The following is a 17004-nucleotide window of genomic DNA, read 5'->3' as shown; positions in this document are numbered from 1 at the left end:
TTGTCATCACGTCTCTAAGATCACGTCATAACTCGTTATAACAAGTGATCCCGTGATGACCGATAACGTTCTCTCCCTGGGCAGCGTCCCGCTGCACACCCAACTGCGCGACGTACTGCGCGCCCGGATTCTCGACGGCGAATACCCGCAAGACAGCCAGATGCCGTCCGAAAGCGAGCTCGGCACGTTGTTCAAGGTCAGCCGCATCACCGTGCGCCAGGCCCTGGGTGATCTGCAGAAAGAAGGCCTGATCTTCAAGATCCACGGCAAAGGCACCTTTGTCGCCAAACCCAAGACCTTTCAAAACGTCAGCACCCTGCAAGGCCTTGCCGAGTCCATGACCGGTCGTGGCTACGAGGTGATCAACCGCCTGCGCAGTTTCAAATTCATCGCCGCCGACAAACTGGTCGCCGAGCGTTTGCAGGTTGCTGAAGGCGAAATCGTCGCCCAGATCAAACGCGTACGGCTGATCAACCGCGAGCCGATCTCGCTGGAAATCACCTACCTGCCCAAAGCCGTCGGCGAGCGGCTGGAGAAGGCCGATCTGGTCACCCGCGACATCTTCCTGATCCTCGAAAACGACTGCGGCATCGCTCTCGGCCACGCCGATCTGGCCATCGACGCGGTGCTGGCCGACAGCGACCTGACCCAGGCGCTGAACGTCGAGGCCGGCTCGCCGATCATGCGCATCGAGCGTCTGACCCATGACGCCAACGGCCAGCCGCTGGACTTCGAACACCTTTACTACCGTGGCGATGCGTTCCAGTACCGCCTGCGGATCGACCGGCAAAAAGGGGAGCAGGCATGAGTCGAACGACACTCGAACAGGAATACGACATCGTCGTGATCGGCGGCGGCACCGCCGGCCCTATGGCCGCGATCAAGGCCAAGGAAAAGAATAAGGATCTGCGCGTGTTGCTGGTCGACAAGGCCAACGTCAAACGCAGCGGCGCGATCAGCATGGGCATGGACGGCCTGAACAACGCGATCATTCCCGGCCACTCGACGCCCGAGCAGTACACCAAGGAAATCACTATCGCCAACGACGGCATCGTCAATCAGGCGGCGGTCTACGCCTACGCGACGCACAGTTTCGAAACCATCGAGCAGCTCGACCGCTGGGGCGTGAAGTTCGAGAAGGACGAAACCGGCGATTACGCGGTGAAGAAAGTCCACCACATGGGCGCCTATGTGTTGCCGATGCCGGAAGGGCACGACATCAAGAAAGTCCTGTATCGCCAGTTGAAGCGGGCGCGGGTGAGCATTACCAATCGTCTCGTCTGCACCCGTTTGCTGACCGACGCGGAGGGCACCGTCAACGGTGTGATGGGTTTCGACTGCCGCACCGCCGACTTCCACGTAATCAAGGCCAAGGCAGTGATCCTCGCCTGCGGCGCCGCCGGGCGTCTCGGTCTGCCTTCTTCGGGTTACCTGATGGGCACCTACGAAAACCCGACCAATGCCGGTGACGGCTATGCGATGGCCTATCACGCCGGGGCCGAACTGGCGAACCTTGAGTGCTTCCAGATCAACCCGCTGATCAAGGATTACAACGGCCCGGCCTGCGCCTACGTCACCGGCCCGCTCGGTGGCTACACCGCCAACAACAAGGGCGAGCGCTTCATCGAGTGCGACTACTGGAGCGGGCAGATGATGTGGGAGTTCCACCAGGAACTGGAAAGCGGCAACGGCCCGGTGTTCCTCAAACTCGATCACCTGGCCGAGGAAACCATCCAGAACATCGAGGAAATCCTCCACAGCAACGAGCGCCCGAGCCGTGGCCAGTTCCACGCCAATCGCGGCACCGATTACCGCACGCAGATGGTCGAGATGCACATCTCGGAAATCGGCTTTTGCAGCGGCCATTCGGCGTCCGGGGTGTGGGTCAACGAACGGGCGGAAACGTCGGTGAAAGGTTTGTACTCGGCCGGCGATATGGCCGCCGTGCCGCACAACTACATGCTCGGCGCGTTCACCTACGGCTGGTTCGCGGGTCACAACGCAGCGGAGTTTGTCGCCGGGCGCGAGTTCTCCGCACTGGATGCCGAGCAGATCGACAAGGAAAAGACCCGGGTCTACGCACCGCTGGACCGCGAACACGGCCTGCCGCCGGCCCAGGTCGAGTACAAGCTGCGGCGCTTCGTCAACGACTACCTGCAACCGCCGAAAGTGACGAAGAAGATGGAAATCGGCCTGCAACGCTTCAGCGACATCGAACGCGATCTCAACGAGATGAAGGCCAACAACGCGCATGAGCTGATGCGCGCGATGGAAACCAGCGTGATCCGCGACTGCGCCGAAATGGCTGCGCGCGCCTCACTGTTCCGCGCCGAAAGCCGTTGGGGTCTGTACCACTACCGCGTCGATCACCCGCAACGGGACGACCGCGAGTGGTTCTGCCACTGCCACCTGAAGAAGGGCGAAGACGGACGCATGACCAGTTTCAAAAAAGCCGTCGAGCCTTACATCATCCCCCTCGATGCCGAGGAAATGCAGGCCTACGACCGCTTGCGGGTCGGCGCTTTCGCCGCTTGAGGCATCACTAGAGAGAGTCCGAACCATGGCCTACCAAGCCCAGGAAATCTTCTTCCGCTCCAATGCCCCCGTCACCGTGGACGAGGACAAATGCATCGCCGAAAAAGGCTGCACCGTGTGTGTCGACGTCTGCCCGATGGACCTGCTGGCGATCAACCCGGCCACGCAAAAGGCCTACATGGCCTTCGATGAATGCTGGTACTGCATGCCTTGCGAAAAGGATTGCCCGACCGGTGCGGTGAAAGTCGAAATCCCGTACCTGCTCCGCTAAAACGCTATCCGGCAACACCGGACGCCTGATTCAAGACACCCCTCGTTTCCCACCGCGCCCTGATCGCGGCGGAGACGAACATCCTATAAATGATTCGAGGGGATTCAACCATGTTGCGTGCAGCAATCGCCGGTCTGGTACTGGCTTCGTTCACCCTGTCGGCCTCGGCCGAAACCATCCGCATCGCCATCGGCACCCAGGACACCACCATCAACTGCGCCGCCGGCGGGCTGTTGATCCGTGAGCTCGGCCTGCTCGACAAATACCTGCCCCACGACGGCGCCTACAAGGACGCCAAATATGATGTGCAGTGGAAGAACTTCACCAGCGGCGCACCGCTGACCAACGAGATGGTCGCCGGCAAACTCGACTTCGGTGCCATGGCCGATTTCCCCGGTGCGTTCAATGGCGTGGCGTTCGAAACCGCCGGCAAACACAGCCTGTTCATCAGCGTGTTGTCGGGCAGCATCAAGGGCAGCGGCAACGGCATCGTGGTACCGAGCGCGTCCGGCGTGCAGTCGTTGAGCGAGCTCAAAGGCAAGACCATTTCCGTGCCGTTCGCCTCCACCGCCCACGGCATGCTGCTGCGCGCCGTGGCGGAGCAGGGCTGGGACCCGCTCAAGGATGTGAACATCATCGCCCAGCCGCCGGAGGTCGCAGGCTCCGCGTTGCAGGCCGGCAAGATCGACGCCCACGCTGATTTTGTACCGTTCGCCGAACTGTTTCCGAGTCGCGGTTTCGCCCGCAAGATCTACGATGGCGCCCAGGCCAATGCGCCGACCTTCCACGGTGCGCTGGTCGATCAGGCCTACGCCAAGAAGTACCCGGAAATTGTCGTTGCCTACCTGCGTGCAAGCATCGAGGCCAATCAACTGCTGGCCGCCGAACCGGAGAAATACAGCGAGTTGATCGCCAAAGTCACCGGCGTCGATGCCGAGGTCAATTACCTGTTCCACGGCCCGCTCGGCGTGCAGACCCGTGACCTGAGCTGGAAACCGGAATATCGACAGGCCGTGGGCACTGCCATCGACACGCTGAAGTTGCTGAAGAAGGCCGATCGCGGGCTCGATCTGAATACCTTTATCGACGATCAGTACATCCGCGCAGCGTTCAAGGCCTCGAATCTGGATTACACCGCGCAACTGGCCAACTACGCGCAGACGCCGTTGAAGTCTGTTGATGCGGTGACTGGAAAAGCCATCAGCGATTTCAGCCATGTCGCGGAAATCTGGGTGCGGGGGGAGGACAAGGTTCGGAGTTATGCCTCGGCTGAAGAGGCGTTTGCCGCACTGGCCGGCCTGAAGTCGGAAGGCAAGAACATCCGTGCGGTGTATGCCCAGGCGAGTGACAGCGGGATCAAGTTGCTGGCGGAGCAGGCGTGGTTTGCCAGTGATGGGAAGGGGCGGTTGAGTGCGTTTTTGTTGAAGGGGCAGGCGCAGCAATTTGCCACGGCGCAGGGTGGGAAAGTCTTCGACTTCACCGATGCCACCACCCAAGCGGTTGCTGCCCGCTAATTGAAGATCAAAAGCCCCTCACCCTAACCCTCTCCCGGAGGGAGAGGGGACTGACGGTGTTGTTCTGGAAAGTTACGCCGACCGGAGATATTGAGCCGAACTCAGGACTTGAAAACGATGCAAATCGGCTCCCTTTCCCCCTCGCCCCCTTGGGGGAGAGGGCTGGGGTGAGGGGGTCGATCTCAGTCATTACACCGCTCCAAACCTGGAAACCCGATCCATGAAAATCCCGAAAGCCCGCTGGACCACCAGAGCAACCTCCATAGCGTTCTGCCTGCTCTTCTGGCAACTAGCCGCCAGCCACCACTGGAACCTCGGTCTCGTCACCTTCGCCAACGTCCCGACCCCGCTGGCCGTGATCGAAGCCGCCCTCGGCCTCGGCGACTCCGGCAAGCTCATCCAGCACCTGAGCGCCAGCCTCGGCCGGGTTTTCGCCGGTTACCTCGCGGCACTGCTGATCGGCATCGCCCTGGGCCTGGCCATCGGCCGCTCGAAATGGGCCGAAGACCTGCTGCTGCCACCACTGGAAGTGCTGCGCCCGATCCCCGCCGTCGCATGGATTCCACTGGCGATCCTGATGTTCCCGTCCTCGGAGCTGTCGATGGTCTTCATTACCTTCACCGGCGCGCTGTTTCCGATCCTGCTCAACACCGTGCATGGCGTCGAAGGCGTCGATCCACGGTTGATCGCCTCGGCCAAAAGCCTCGGGGCCGGGCGTCGGGCGATCCTGCTGGAAGTCATCCTGCCGGGCGCCGCGCCGAGCATCATCACCGGGTTGGCGATCGGTATGGGCACGTCGTGGTTCTGTCTGGTGACCGCCGAAATGATCTCCGGCCAGTTCGGCATCGGTTATTACACCTGGGAGTCCTACACCATCCAGAACTACGCCGACATCGTGGTCGGCATGTTGCTGATCGGCGTGTTGGGCATGGGCAGCAGCCTGCTGATCAAACGTCTGGGCGGGCTGTTCACGCCCTGGCACCGACCACGAGGGAAAGCCTGATGAGCGTGATGCAAACCCCGGAAGGGCGGATCGACATCCGCCAGTTGTCCATCGTCCTCGGCGAAGGCCGGCAAGCGTTCGAAGCGGTGCAGGGGCTGGATTGCCAGATCGAGCCGGGCCAGTTCGTGTGCGTTCTCGGACCGTCCGGTTGCGGCAAGTCGACCTTGCTCGGCGCATTGGCCGGGCATCTGCAACCTCACGGCGGGCAGTTGAAAGTCGACGGCGCCGAAGTGTCCGGCCCGTCACCGCAGCGCGGCATGGTGTTCCAGCATCACACCTTGTTCCCGTGGCGCACGGTGCGCGACAACGTTGCCTTCGGCCTGAAGATGCGCGGCATCGGCAAGGCCGAACGTCATCGCGCCGCTGATGAAATTCTCAAACTGGTCGGCCTCGAAGGCTTCGCCGAGCGCTGGCCGGATCAACTCTCCGGCGGCATGCAGCAACGGGTGGAAATCGCCCGGGTGCTGGTCAACCGGCCACGGCTGTTGCTGATGGACGAACCCTTTGGCGCACTGGATGCGCTGACCCGACTGAACATGCAGGAACTGCTGCTGGACATCTGGACGCGGATTCGCACCACCGTGGTATTCGTCACTCATGACATCGATGAAGCGTTGTTCCTCGCCGACCGTTTGCTGGTGATGAGCGCACGGCCGGGGCGGATCATCGAAGACCTGCGCCTGGATTTCCCGCGCCCACGCACCACCGGACTGGTCACCAGCCACGAGTTCTCGCGCCTCAAGCGCCACTGCCTCGACCTGCTGCGCCACGACAACGACCGACCGCTGCCGCGCCTCAATCCGCTCGGTTTGCCTCCTGAAAACGCCTTGCCGAGATTTGCCCTGTGACCTCATTTTTTGCTGTGACCGATAACGATGACATTCTCGCCCTGCAACCGCGCCTGACTGCCGATGACGCCGGTGTGCGCAGGATTGCCCTGATCGATCTGGCTGACCTCGAAGAGCCGGACGGCTTGCTCTGGCTGGTCGAGCGACTGGCCGAAGACCCTGCCGAAGAAGTGCGTGCCGAAGCGGCGCGTCTACTGGAAGCCTGGGAAGACGAACCGGTGGTTGAAGCGCTGTGCCAGGCGCTGACGGATCCGTCGCCAGCAGTGCAGGCCGCTGCGGCGCAGAGCCTGAGCCTGCTCAAGACCGAAGCGGCGGGCAGGGTGATTCTGCCGTGGACCGCCCATGCGGAAACCGGCGTGCGGACTGCCGCATTCCGCGCCTTGCGTGAGTTGCGTTTCCCCGGCGCCGCGCCTGCCGCGATTCAGGCGCTGAGCGATGCCGATGCCAGTGTCCGCCGCGAAGCCGTGGGCGTGCTCGGCTGGCTCAAACAGCTGGATGCCTTGCCGGCGCTGGCACGCTTGGCCAGCAATGACCCGGACACCGAAGTACGCCGCGCCGCCACCGGCGCCCTGGGCCTGGCGAGTGGCGCAGATGTGCTGCCGGCCTTGCGTCAGGCCTTGCAGGACAACGCCTGGCAGGTACGCGAAGAAGCCGCGACCACCCTCGGCAAAGTCGGCCACACCGACGCAGGTCCGGCGCTGATCGAAGCCTTGGGCGACGACTACTGGCAGGTACGCCTGCGCGCCACGCGCAGCCTCGGCCGTTTGCGTTACGTGCCGGCCCTCGACGCCCTGATCGACACCCTCGGCCATCGCATCAGCAACCTGCGCAAGGAAGCGGCGCTGGCGCTGGGTGAGTTGAATGATCGCGGCGCCGTGGCGGCGTTGCAGGCCGCGCAGGACGACGGCGACCCGGAAGTGCGCAAAGCCGTGCGGATTGCCTTGAGTCAGCTGCAATGAATCCGCTGGCGATCGGCAATTCCCAAAGTGAACACCGCTTGCGGCTGAGCTGGCCGGATGGCCGCGAGCAGTTGCTCGACCATGCCGAGCTGCGCCGGCAGTGCCCGTGTTCGCAGTGCCGGGCGTTTCGCCTGCAGGGCTCGGCCCCGCTGGTGGATGATCGGGTTCGTGTGATCGAACTCAACCAGCAGGGCTACGGACTGCAACTGGTGTTCAGCGATGGTCATCAGCGCGGGATCTATCCGTGGCAGTACCTGGCGCAGCTCAAGCCTTAGGCTCAGCGCAATCAACCGGGGCTCAGAAGGATTTGCTGACGCTGGCCACCACCGTCGCCGTGCACACATCCCTGAAGCCCCAGTTGCTCAGGCATTGGCTCTGCGAAAGGTCGGTGTCGATGTAGCTCAGGCCCAGCACCACGCCGGCCAGGTTGTGGGTCAGTTTGACTTCCCACTCCCGGTAGGACTCTTCGCCATGACCGGACGCCGAGTACAGATGCGGGTCCTTGAAGTCCATGTTGCCGTAGCGCAGCTTCAGCCCGGAATCGAACGGCAATTCGGTTTCATAACCGATGTAGCTGTAGAGCGAACTCTGTTTGCTGTCGATGCCCGGCGCGTCGCTGGAGTAATAGGCCGCGAGTTTCACCCCGTAGGCGCTGAGAATCGAATACACCTCGCTTTGGTTGAACTGGCTCTCCTTGGGATACGCGTATTTGATGTAGCCCAGATCCAGACTCACAGCCTCGGTCGCCTGCCATAGCCAGCCGGCGTAGTAGTCGACCTCCTGACGGGTTTTCAGGCCGCCGCCGAAATCGACGTTCGAACTCCACGCGCCGAGGTACAGACCGCTGCTGTGAGCCAGGGTCAAACCGGCCTGTACCGCCGGATCGTTCTGGGTCTGGGAGATGCCGCGGGTGCGGTAGTCGCTGGCCAGGGTCAGGTCGACCAGCACCGCGAAATCATCGTTCAGGGGGATCGCGTGGCTGCTCAAAGGCAACAGGCTCAAGGAAGTGAGGGCGAGCAGAGGCATGGCTTTCATGTGAAGTCCCGATGTTGTGATTGTTATGGGCAGGAAGCGGGCAAGGCTGCGCCGGACCCCGGCGGCTGGCGCGGGGTCGGGCAGGGGGTACGGCGATTGTTTTTAGAGGGTAGGGGCGTAGACCTGACGACCACCGAACCAGGTCTGCAGCACCTTCGTGTCATGCAGCGCCTTGTCATCGACGCTGAACACGTCGCGATCGAGCACGATGAAATCGGCCTGCTTGCCGGGGCTCAGCGAGCCGATCTGTTGCTCCAGCCCGATGGTCCGTGCCGCGTTGACGGTGTAGGCGTAGAGCATGGTTTCGCGGTCCAGGCGTTCGTCGGCGTTGAGCACGCCCAGCGGGCCGGTGCGGGTGATGGCCTGGGCGATGGCGTTGAACGGGTTCGGCGAGGACACCGGCCAGTCGCTGGCGCCGGCAATCGTCGCGCCCTGCTTGAGCAGCGAGTGCGCCGGGTATTGATAACGAAAGGCGAGTGCGCTGACGTAAGGCTTGATCATGTCGGTGGTGTAGTCGTCGGCGCTGGCCCACAGCAGTTGCATCGAGGCAATCACGTTCAGCGGTTTGAAACGGGCGAATTCCTTCGGGTTGACCATTTGCAGGTGGGTGATCGAGTGCGTCACGCCGCTCTGTCGGTCCTTGCGTGCCTGGGCGATGCCGTTGAGTGACTCGCGCACCGCGCGGTCGCCGATGGCGTGGATATGCACCAGCCAGCCGCGCTGGTCGATGGCGCTGACCAGTTCGCCGAAGTGCTGTGGGTCGATCAGCAATTCGCCCTGTTTGTGCGAGTTGCTGTAGGGATCGATCATCGCCGCGCTCTGGGCCGGGTATTCGATCACGCCGTCGGCGAAGATCTTGATTCCCGGCAGCGTCAGATTGGGGATGCCCTGGAACTGTTGGCGAACCTTGTCGAGGGTGTCGAGATCGGCCGGGACGCTTTTCGGGTTGGCCACCAGCAATGCGGCGACGTGGGCGGTCATGCCGCCGCTTTCCGACAGGGCTTTATAGGCCGGCAATACGCCGACGGTTTTCTCGGTGGGCTTGAGGGCGAACACCGCCTCGCCCGGGGCGGCGTTGGCGGCGGGGTCCATCCACGCGGTGATGCCGAGGCTGTTGTTGAAACGCATCGCCGATTGCGCAGCCTTGAGCAGGTCGGCAGGGCTTGGCACCGGCATTTTCGAGGCGACCCGATCCCAACCGGCATCGACCACAAAGCCGTTCGGCTCACCGCTGGCCAGTTTGCCGAGGGTGTCTTTTTCCGCATCCGGCAGGGTTTTCAGCAGTGCGGCGTCGATGCCCGCACGCTTGAGCATCACATTGTTGGCCCACGCCGTGTGGTGATCGCTGCCGGTGAACACCACCGGCACGTCGGCCCATTCGCCGTGGTTGAAGATCTTGCCCAAGGCTTCAGCCTTGGCCCAGTACGCCGAACTCATGCCGGCCACGCTCAACACATCGCCATGCCGGGCCTTGCCGTCTTCACGCCAGCTGCGCAGGCGTTTTTCCAGTTCGTCGAGTTCGACCACCTCGTCTTCCATGTTCGCCGAGACCATTTCCAGTCCGCCGAAAATCGCGTGGGAGTGGCTGTCGATCAAGCCGGGCATCATCGCCTTGCCTTGAAGGTCGATCACTTGGGTGCCGGGTTCGATCAAGGCTTTGATCTGCGCATCGGTGCCGACTTTCAGCACTTTGCCGTTCTCCACGGCCAGCGCCTGAACCTGCGGTTGAGCGCGGTCGGCGGTGAAAATCTTGCCGTTGAGCAGCACCAGATCGGTAGCTGCCATGGCTTCCATCGAGGCAAAACTCATAGCGACGATCAGCACATTTTTTGTGAAATGCGGGATGAATCTTTTCATTGAACATTTCCTTGTTATTGCGTCTGATGGCCAGATTAGTGGCTGCCAACGCCCGACAGAACGCCTCCCTCACGAAAAACGTTTTTGCCTGAATGGAAAAAGCATGGACAAGCTGGGTGCACTGAAAATGTTTGTGGTCACCGCGCAGCTCGGCAGTTTCAGCCGCGCTGCCGAGCAACTGGGCAAGACCCCGTCGGCCCTGACCAAAGCGGTCAATCATCTGGAAGCTGAACTTGGTGCGCGGCTGTTCGAGCGCAGCACGCGGCGGATTTTGCTGACGGAAATCGGCCGCCTCTATCTGGAAACCGCACGACAGGTGCTGCAACGGCTGGACGAGGCCGGCGAAGAAATCGAGCAGTTGCAGCACGGCCTGCGCGGCAGCCTGAAAATCACTGCGCCGCTGGCTTACGGCCGGGCGTTTCTCGATCAGGTGTGCGACGGCTTTTTGCAGCAATACCCGCAGATCAGCCTGCAAGTGGATTTGTGCGACGAATTCGTCAATCTGCTGGAAAGCGGCTACGACCTGGCGTTGCGCGAAGGGCACGATGACTTGCCGGGGCTGATTGCCCGGGTGGTCGGCAGCAATCGCCTGGCACTTTGCGGTAGCCCCGAATACCTGGCACGCAAGGGCTTGCCGGTCACGCCGCAAACCCTCGACCAGCATGAATGGCTGCTGTACCGGCATCCGTTGCTCAGTCGCGAATTCTGGTGGGCCGAGCGCGACGGCCAGCGCCTGAGCCTGGCGCAACCGGCGGCGCCGTTGTTGCGCAGCGACAATTACGACCTGCTGCTGGCCAGCGCTTTGGCCGGGCGCGGCTTGCTGCACACGCCGTTGTGGAGTGCCGCCCCGTATATCGCCGACGGGCGACTGGTGCGGGTCATGGCTGATTACGACATAGACCCGGACAGTTTCGGCCCGCACATTCTGGCGGTGTACCCGAGCCATCGGCGGGCGACGGCCAAGGTTGTGGCGTTCATTGACTACATCGCAGGGTTTCTGGCGGAGCGCGGTTTGAGCTGACTGGCGGTGCTTGTCAGGAAATTCCCGCAGGAGTACAAATGTACTCCATGACAAATCTGACTCCCCGCCGTACCGCCATCCTGACCTTTATCCGCGAACGCATCGCCGAACACGGTCAGCCCCCAAGCCTCGCTGAAATCAGCGAGGCTTTTGGTTTTGCCTCCCGCAGCGTGGCGCGCAAGCATGTGCTGGCGCTCACCGAAGCCGGGTTCATCGAGGTCAATCCGCATCAGGCCCGGGGCATTCGCCTGCTCGGGCAGCCTGCGCGACCGGAGCTGCTCGAAGTGCCGGTGCTCGGCCGGGTGGCCGCCGGTGCGCCCATCGGCGCCGACGCTGATATCCACAATCGGCTGATGCTCGATCCGGCGCTGTTCTCCCGCACGCCCGACTACATGTTGCGGGTGCAGGGCGATTCGATGATCGAGGACGGCATTCTCGACGGCGATCTGGTCGGCGTGCGGCGCAACCCCGAGGCGCTCAACGGCCAGATCGTGGTGGCGCGGCTCGACGGTGAAGTCACCATCAAACGCTTCGAGCGGGTCGGCGATGAGGTTCGCCTGTTGCCGCGCAACCCGGCGTACCAGCCGATTGTGGTGCGTGACGATCAGGACCTGGCCATCGAAGGCGTGTTCTGCGGTCTGGTGAGGCAAGGCTGATGGGTGCCGTCGTTGCGCTGGATACGCTGTTCAATGGCGGCCAGGTCTGGAAGGGCCGGCCTGCGCCACCCACCGCGAGCCCGCAACCCACCGGGCACGCGGCGCTGGACGCAGCCTTGCCCAGCGGTGGCTGGCCGGAAGCGGCGCTGAGCGAAATCCTTTTGGCCGGCCCTGGTGTCGGTGAGCTGCAACTGGTGTGGCCGACCCTGGCGCGGCTGTCGGCGGCGGGGGAGCGCATCGTGCTGGTGGCGCCGCCGTTCGTGCCATACCCGCAGGCCTGGGCCAATGCCGGGGTCGATCTGTGGCAGTTGTCGGTGATCCAGGCCAGCGAACGTGATGCGTTGTGGGCGGCGGAACAATGCCTGCGCTCGGGCAGTTGCGGCGCGGTGCTGTGCTGGCCGCACAAGGCCGATGACCGCGCCTTGCGCCGTTTGCAGGTGGCGGCGGAAACCGGCCAGACCCTGGCGTTCGCGTGGCGGCCATTGAGCGAAGCGGTCAACCCGTCGCCAGCCGCGCTGCGCATTGCCATCGATGCCCGCCCGGCGCAATTGCGCGTGCTCAAATGCCGGGGCGGTCTGGCGCGCACTGCACCGATTGCCTTCGCCGTGGGGCATTGAGGTCGCCATGCGCTGGGTTTGCATTCTGTTCCCGCAATTGGCCCTCGACGCCGTGCTACGTCAACGCCCCGATCCCGAGCAACCCCTGGCGCTGCTCAGCGGTCCGGCCCAGCGCCGGGTGTTGCAAGCAGTCAATTCGGCGGCGCGGGCGCTGGGCTTGCGTCCGGGGCAGTCGATGACCGCCGCGCAGGCCATGAGCAAAGGGTTTGTCACCGTCGATTACGACGCGGCCGAGGTCGAACACTGGCAACAGTTTCTCGCCGCCTGGGCCTATCGTTTCAGCGCCCAGGTCAGCGTGCATTACCCGCGCACCGTGGTGTTCGAGATCGAATCGAGCCTCGGGCTGTTCGGTTCCTGGGCGCAGTTCGAGGCGCGCTTACGCACGGAGCTGACGGAGCTGGGCTTTCGTCACCGTATCGTCGCCGCGCCCAACCCGGTGGCGGCGCGAGTGTTGGCCAACGCCTATGACGGACTGGTGGTGCCGGATGGTGAAGCCTTGCGCCATCACCTCGGGCAACTGCCGGTCGACCGTGTCGGACTTGATCCGGGCGTGGCCACGGCGCTGTCGCGCATGGGCCTGCGCCACCTCCATCAGGTGCAGAGCCTGCCGCGTCAGGCTCTGGCCCGGCGTTTCGAGGCGCCGATGCTCAAGCATCTGGATACGCTGTTCGGCGCACGGCCACTGGCGCTGGCGTTCTACCTGCCACCGGATCGTTTCGACGTGCGCATCGAACTCAACTTCGACGTGCAGTCCCATCAGGCGCTGCTGTTCCCGTTGCGTCGCCTGACCTCCGATCTCTCGGCGTTCTTGTGCGGGCGTGACAGTGGCGTGCAGCGCTTCGATCTGCATCTGGAGCATGCAGGGTTGCCGGACACGCTGATCAAGGTCGGCCTGCTCAGCGCCGAGCGCGATCCGGCGATGCTCTTCGAACTGGCCCGTGGTCGATTGGAGCAGGTGCAGGTCGAGGCCCCGGTGCGCGGTTTTCGTCTGCGGGCCGAGGAACTGCCGAGTTTCGTACCGCAGTTTCAGGAGCTGTTCGACGACCGCCCGCAGCAGACCTTGCCCTGGGAGCAACTGCGCGAACGCTTGCGTGCGCGACTGGGGGATGACGCGGTACAGGGCCTGCGCTTCCAGGCCGATCACCGACCTGAGTGCGCGTGGCAGAACGCCGATGACAAGCAGCCTTGTGCTGCGTTGCCGGGCGTGCAGCGTCCGGGCTGGTTGCTGGGTGAGCCGCAGTCCGTGCCCGAAGGTTCGGCGCGCATCCTCATGGGCCCGGAACGCATCGAGTCCGGCTGGTGGGACGGTGACGACGTGCGCCGCGACTATTACCTGATCCAGAACCGTGCCGGCCAGCAAGGCTGGGCGTACCGGGCAGTGGGTGAGGGTGGCCCGTTGTGGCTGCAGGGCTGGTTCGCATGAACGAGGGTTATGCAGAGCTGCACTGCCTGTCGAACTTCAGCTTCCAGCGCGGAGCGTCCAGTGCGCTGGAACTGTTCCAGCGGGCGAAGAAGCACGGCTATCAGGCGCTGGCGATCACCGATGAATGCACCCTGGCCGGGATCGTCCGTGCCTGGCAGGCGGCGAAGTCCGTGGAGCTGCCGCTGATCATCGGCAGCGAGATCCGCATCGAGAACGGCCCGAAACTGGTGTTGCTGGTGGAGAACATCGAGGGTTATCAGGCGCTGTGCGGCTTGATCACCCAGGCTCGACGGCGCACGCAGAAAGGCCAATATCAGGTGCTGCGCGAAGACTTCAGCGAACCGTTGCCGGGATTGCTGGTGCTGTGGGTGCCGGATGCGGTCGATGAGGTGGAAGAGGGCCGCTGGCTTAAACAGACCTTCGGCGAGCGTCTGTGGCTGGCGGTGCAATTGCATCGCGGGCAGAACGATCAGCAACGACTTGCCGCACTCCTGAGTCTGGCAGATGAGCTGCAGATTCCGGCCGTGGCCAGCGGCGATGTGCACATGCACGCCCGTGGCCGCCGGGCCTTGCAGGACACCATGACCGCGATCCGTCATCACGTCACGGTGGCCGAGGCCGGGTTGCGGCTGCACCCCAATGGCGAGCGGCATCTGCGCAGCCTCGACGTGTTGAGCGAACTGTATCCGCAGACCCTGCTCGACGAATCGGTGAAGCTGGCCCGCCGTTGCACGTTCGACCTCGGCCAGTTGCGTTATCAGTATCCGAAAGAGTTGGTGCCCGAGGAACACGACGCCAGTTCCTGGCTGCGCCACCTGACAGAAGAGGGCATCGCCTGGCGCTGGCCGAAAGGCGCACAGCCCAAGGTGCTCAAACAGATCGACGATGAGCTGGAGCTGATCGCCGAACTCGGCTACGAAAGCTACTTCCTCACCGTGCACGACGTGGTGCGCTACGCCCGGGAGCAGAAAATCCTTTGTCAGGGTCGCGGTTCGGCGGCCAACTCGGCGGTGTGTTTTGCTCTGGGCATCACCGAGATCGACCCGGATCGCACCACGCTGCTGTTCGAGCGTTTCATGTCGAGGGAGCGTAACGAGCCGCCGGACATCGACGTGGATTTCGAGCACGAGCGCCGGGAAGAAGTCCTGCAATACGTGTTTCGTCGTTATGGCCGCCGTCGTGCGGCGCTGACGGCGGTGGTCAGCACCTATCACGCGGCCGGTGCGGTGCGCGATGTGGCCAAGGCGCTGGGCTTGCCGCCGGACCAGATCAACGCGCTGGCCGACTGCTGCGGCCACTGGAGTGATGAAACACCACCCGTGGAACGCCTGCGCGAAAACGGCTTCGACCCGGACAGCCCGATCCTGCACCGGGTGCTGAGCCTGACCGGGCAACTGATCGGCTTCCCCCGGCACCTGTCGCAGCATCCCGGCGGTTTCGTGATCTCCGAGCAGCCGCTGGACACGCTGGTGCCGGTGGAAAATGCCGCCATGGCCGACCGCACCATCATCCAGTGGGACAAGGACGATCTCGATGCGGTCGGGCTGCTCAAGGTGGATATCCTCGCCCTCGGCATGCTCAGTGCGATTCGTCGTTGTTTCGACCTGCTGCGCCGTCATCGCCATCAGGATCTGAGCCTGGCCACCATCCCGGCTGACGATCGCCCGACCTACGACATGATCAGTCGCGCCGACACCATCGGCGTGTTCCAGATCGAGTCCCGGGCGCAGATGTCGATGCTGCCGCGCCTGCGCCCGCAAAACTTCTACGATCTGGTGATCGAGGTGGCCATCGTCCGGCCGGGGCCGATCCAGGGCGGGATGGTCCATCCGTATTTGCGCCGGCGGAACAAGGAAGAAAAGGAAACCTATCCGTCGCCGGAGCTGGAGGTGGTGCTCAAACGCACCCTCGGCGTGCCGCTGTTTCAGGAACAAGTGATGCAGATCGCGATTGTCGCGGCCGACTACAGCCCCGGCGAGGCCGATCAGTTGCGGCGCTCCATGGCGGCGTGGAAACGCCACGGCGGGCTGGAGCCGCACAAGGAGCGGTTGGCGGCCGGCATGAAGAAAAACGGCTACAGCCCGGAATTCGCCGCGCAGATCTTCGAGCAGATCAAGGGCTTCGGCAGTTACGGTTTTCCCGAGTCCCATGCCGCCAGTTTTGCCTTGCTGACCTATGCCAGTTGCTGGCTCAAGTGCCATGAACCGGCGGCGTTCGCCTGTGCGCTGATCAACAGCTGGCCGATGGGTTTCTACAGCCCGGATCAGATTCTCCAGGATGCGCGCCGGCATCATTTGCAAATCCGCCCGGTGGACGTACGCGCCAGCGACTGGGATTGCAGCCTGGAGCCGATCACCGGCGAGCAACCGGCGATTCGCATGGGCCTGCGCATGATCAAGGGTTTTCGCGAAGATGATGCGCGGAACATTGAAAAGGCTCGGGCGAGGGGCGCGTTTGCCGATGTCGCCGATCTGGGCGAACGGGCCGGGCTCGACAGCCGGGCCCAGGCGCTGCTGGCGGACTCAGGAGCGCTGCGGGGCCTGGCCGGGCATCGCCATCGGGCACGCTGGGAGGTGGCCGGAGTGCAGAAGCAGCTCGGGTTGTTTGCCGGATTGCCGAGTCAGGAGGAGCCGGATGTGCGGTTGCCCACACCGAGTGTCAGCGAGGACCTGTTCACCGATTACGCCACCCTCGGCACCACGCTGGGGCCGCATCCGCTGACGTTGTTGCGCGACGAGTTGCGGGCGCGGCGCTGTCGCAGCTCCCGGGAGTTGCTGGAGGTCGAGCACGGGCGACCGGTCAGCGTGGCGGGGCTGGTGACCGGACGCCAGCGCCCGGCCACTGCCAGCGGCGTGACCTTCGTGACGCTGGAAGACGAGTTCGGCAACGTCAACGTGGTGGTCTGGCGCGATCTGGCCGAGCGTCAGCGGCAGGTGCTGGTGGGATCGCAACTGCTCAAGGTCGATGGTCGCTGGGAGCGCGAAGGCGAGGTGCGGCATCTGATTGCCGGACGCTTGAGCGATCTCAGCTCGTTGCTCAACGGGATTCGGGTGCAAAGCCGCGATTTCCACTGACAACCTCTGAACCTGTGGGAGCGAGCCTGCTCGCGATGGCGTCCAGACAGCCGATAATTATTTCGTCTGACGCATCGCTATCGCGAGCAGGCTCGCTCCCACGGGGTTTTGTGTCTGATATTTAGCCAATTCACTGGCGTCAAAAAAACCTGTCCTCACTGATGGCACTTTGGCATAATGCCGGCCCTTTC

General features: G+C 63.4%; 16 protein-coding genes. 13 read left to right on the top strand and 3 right to left on the bottom strand.

Annotated features, from left to right (window positions below):
* The first annotated feature begins 55 nt into the window (after window positions 1-55).
* The 4 genes from M5B98_RS03785 to M5B98_RS03770 all read left to right on the top strand — a co-directional run bounded on the left by M5B98_RS03785 (window position 56) and on the right by M5B98_RS03770 (window position 4320).
* Window positions 56-808 carry a GntR family transcriptional regulator gene (locus M5B98_RS03785; RefSeq protein WP_119429335.1) on the top strand — a complete coding sequence of 251 codons (753 nt, stop codon included), beginning with the start codon at window positions 56-58 and terminating at the stop codon, window positions 806-808.
* Window positions 805-2535: a fumarate reductase/succinate dehydrogenase flavoprotein subunit gene (locus M5B98_RS03780; RefSeq protein WP_248741867.1), complete on the top strand. Its 1731-nt coding sequence runs from the start codon at window positions 805-807 to the stop codon at window positions 2533-2535. Before M5B98_RS03785 ends, M5B98_RS03780 begins: the two co-directional genes overlap by 4 nt.
* Before the next feature lie 25 nt (window positions 2536-2560).
* Window positions 2561-2806, top strand: a complete 246-nt coding sequence (locus tag M5B98_RS03775; protein WP_007959413.1) for a ferredoxin family protein — start codon at window positions 2561-2563, stop codon at window positions 2804-2806.
* A 110-nt stretch (window positions 2807-2916) separates the two neighbouring features.
* Entirely contained in the window at window positions 2917-4320 is a 1404-nt protein-coding gene (locus M5B98_RS03770; protein WP_248741866.1) for an ABC transporter substrate-binding protein, read from the top strand.
* Between the two features lie 7 nt (window positions 4321-4327).
* On the opposite strand, the gene M5B98_RS03765 is transcribed toward M5B98_RS03770, so the two are convergent.
* Window positions 4328-4510 (bottom strand): hypothetical protein, encoded by a 183-nt coding sequence (locus M5B98_RS03765; RefSeq protein ID WP_248741865.1) that lies wholly within the window; start codon window positions 4508-4510, stop codon window positions 4328-4330.
* 30 nt (window positions 4511-4540) lie between these two features.
* Here M5B98_RS03765 and M5B98_RS03760 point away from each other — a divergent pair, with 30 nt between their 5' ends.
* Genes M5B98_RS03760 through M5B98_RS03745 form a run of 4 tightly spaced genes read left to right on the top strand, consistent with a single transcriptional unit; the run spans window position 4541 to window position 7405 of the window.
* The gene (locus M5B98_RS03760) at window positions 4541-5323 is read left to right on the top strand and encodes an ABC transporter permease (RefSeq protein WP_248741864.1); all 783 of its coding nucleotides are present in this window, start codon (window positions 4541-4543) and stop codon (window positions 5321-5323) included.
* A complete protein-coding gene (locus M5B98_RS03755; RefSeq protein ID WP_248741863.1) occupies window positions 5323-6171 on the top strand; it encodes an ABC transporter ATP-binding protein in 849 nt (282 codons plus the stop codon). The genes M5B98_RS03760 and M5B98_RS03755 overlap by 1 nt, the downstream gene beginning before the upstream one ends.
* Window positions 6168-7130 (top strand): HEAT repeat domain-containing protein, encoded by a 963-nt coding sequence (locus M5B98_RS03750; protein WP_248741862.1) that lies wholly within the window; start codon window positions 6168-6170, stop codon window positions 7128-7130. Before M5B98_RS03755 ends, M5B98_RS03750 begins: the two co-directional genes overlap by 4 nt.
* Window positions 7127-7405 (top strand): DUF971 domain-containing protein, encoded by a 279-nt coding sequence (locus M5B98_RS03745; protein ID WP_248741861.1) that lies wholly within the window; start codon window positions 7127-7129, stop codon window positions 7403-7405. The genes M5B98_RS03750 and M5B98_RS03745 overlap by 4 nt, the downstream gene beginning before the upstream one ends.
* A gap of 22 nt (window positions 7406-7427) precedes the next feature.
* Here M5B98_RS03745 and M5B98_RS03740 read toward each other — a convergent pair whose 3' ends face one another.
* A complete protein-coding gene (locus tag M5B98_RS03740; RefSeq protein ID WP_248741860.1) occupies window positions 7428-8165 on the bottom strand; it encodes a TorF family putative porin in 738 nt (245 codons plus the stop codon).
* A gap of 102 nt (window positions 8166-8267) precedes the next feature.
* The gene (locus tag M5B98_RS03735; protein ID WP_248741859.1) at window positions 8268-10022 is read right to left on the bottom strand and encodes an amidohydrolase; all 1755 of its coding nucleotides are present in this window, start codon (window positions 10020-10022) and stop codon (window positions 8268-8270) included.
* A 103-nt stretch (window positions 10023-10125) separates the two neighbouring features.
* Here M5B98_RS03735 and M5B98_RS03730 point away from each other — a divergent pair, with 103 nt between their 5' ends.
* From M5B98_RS03730 to M5B98_RS03710, 5 genes are read left to right on the top strand one after another with little or no spacing between them, the layout of a single operon-like run.
* Window positions 10126-11043: a LysR family transcriptional regulator gene (locus M5B98_RS03730; RefSeq protein ID WP_248741858.1), complete on the top strand. Its 918-nt coding sequence runs from the start codon at window positions 10126-10128 to the stop codon at window positions 11041-11043.
* Between the two features lie 38 nt (window positions 11044-11081).
* The gene (gene lexA / locus M5B98_RS03725; RefSeq protein WP_114883516.1) at window positions 11082-11699 is read left to right on the top strand and encodes a transcriptional repressor LexA; all 618 of its coding nucleotides are present in this window, start codon (window positions 11082-11084) and stop codon (window positions 11697-11699) included.
* Window positions 11699-12316, top strand: coding sequence for a translesion DNA synthesis-associated protein ImuA (gene imuA / locus M5B98_RS03720; protein ID WP_248741857.1), 618 nt, complete (start codon window positions 11699-11701; stop codon window positions 12314-12316). Before lexA ends, imuA begins: the two co-directional genes overlap by 1 nt.
* A 7-nt stretch (window positions 12317-12323) precedes the next feature.
* Window positions 12324-13739, top strand: coding sequence for a Y-family DNA polymerase (locus M5B98_RS03715; RefSeq protein ID WP_248741856.1), 1416 nt, complete (start codon window positions 12324-12326; stop codon window positions 13737-13739).
* Window positions 13736-16813, top strand: coding sequence for an error-prone DNA polymerase (locus M5B98_RS03710; protein ID WP_248741855.1), 3078 nt, complete (start codon window positions 13736-13738; stop codon window positions 16811-16813). The genes M5B98_RS03715 and M5B98_RS03710 overlap by 4 nt, the downstream gene beginning before the upstream one ends.
* Window positions 16814-17004 lie beyond the last annotated feature (191 nt).

Origin of the sequence: Pseudomonas sp. MWU12-3088 (assembly GCF_023242405.1) — a bacterium.
GTDB lineage: Bacteria > Pseudomonadota > Gammaproteobacteria > Pseudomonadales > Pseudomonadaceae > Aquipseudomonas > Aquipseudomonas kribbensis.
This window is presented reverse-complemented; position numbering and strand designations above follow the sequence as displayed.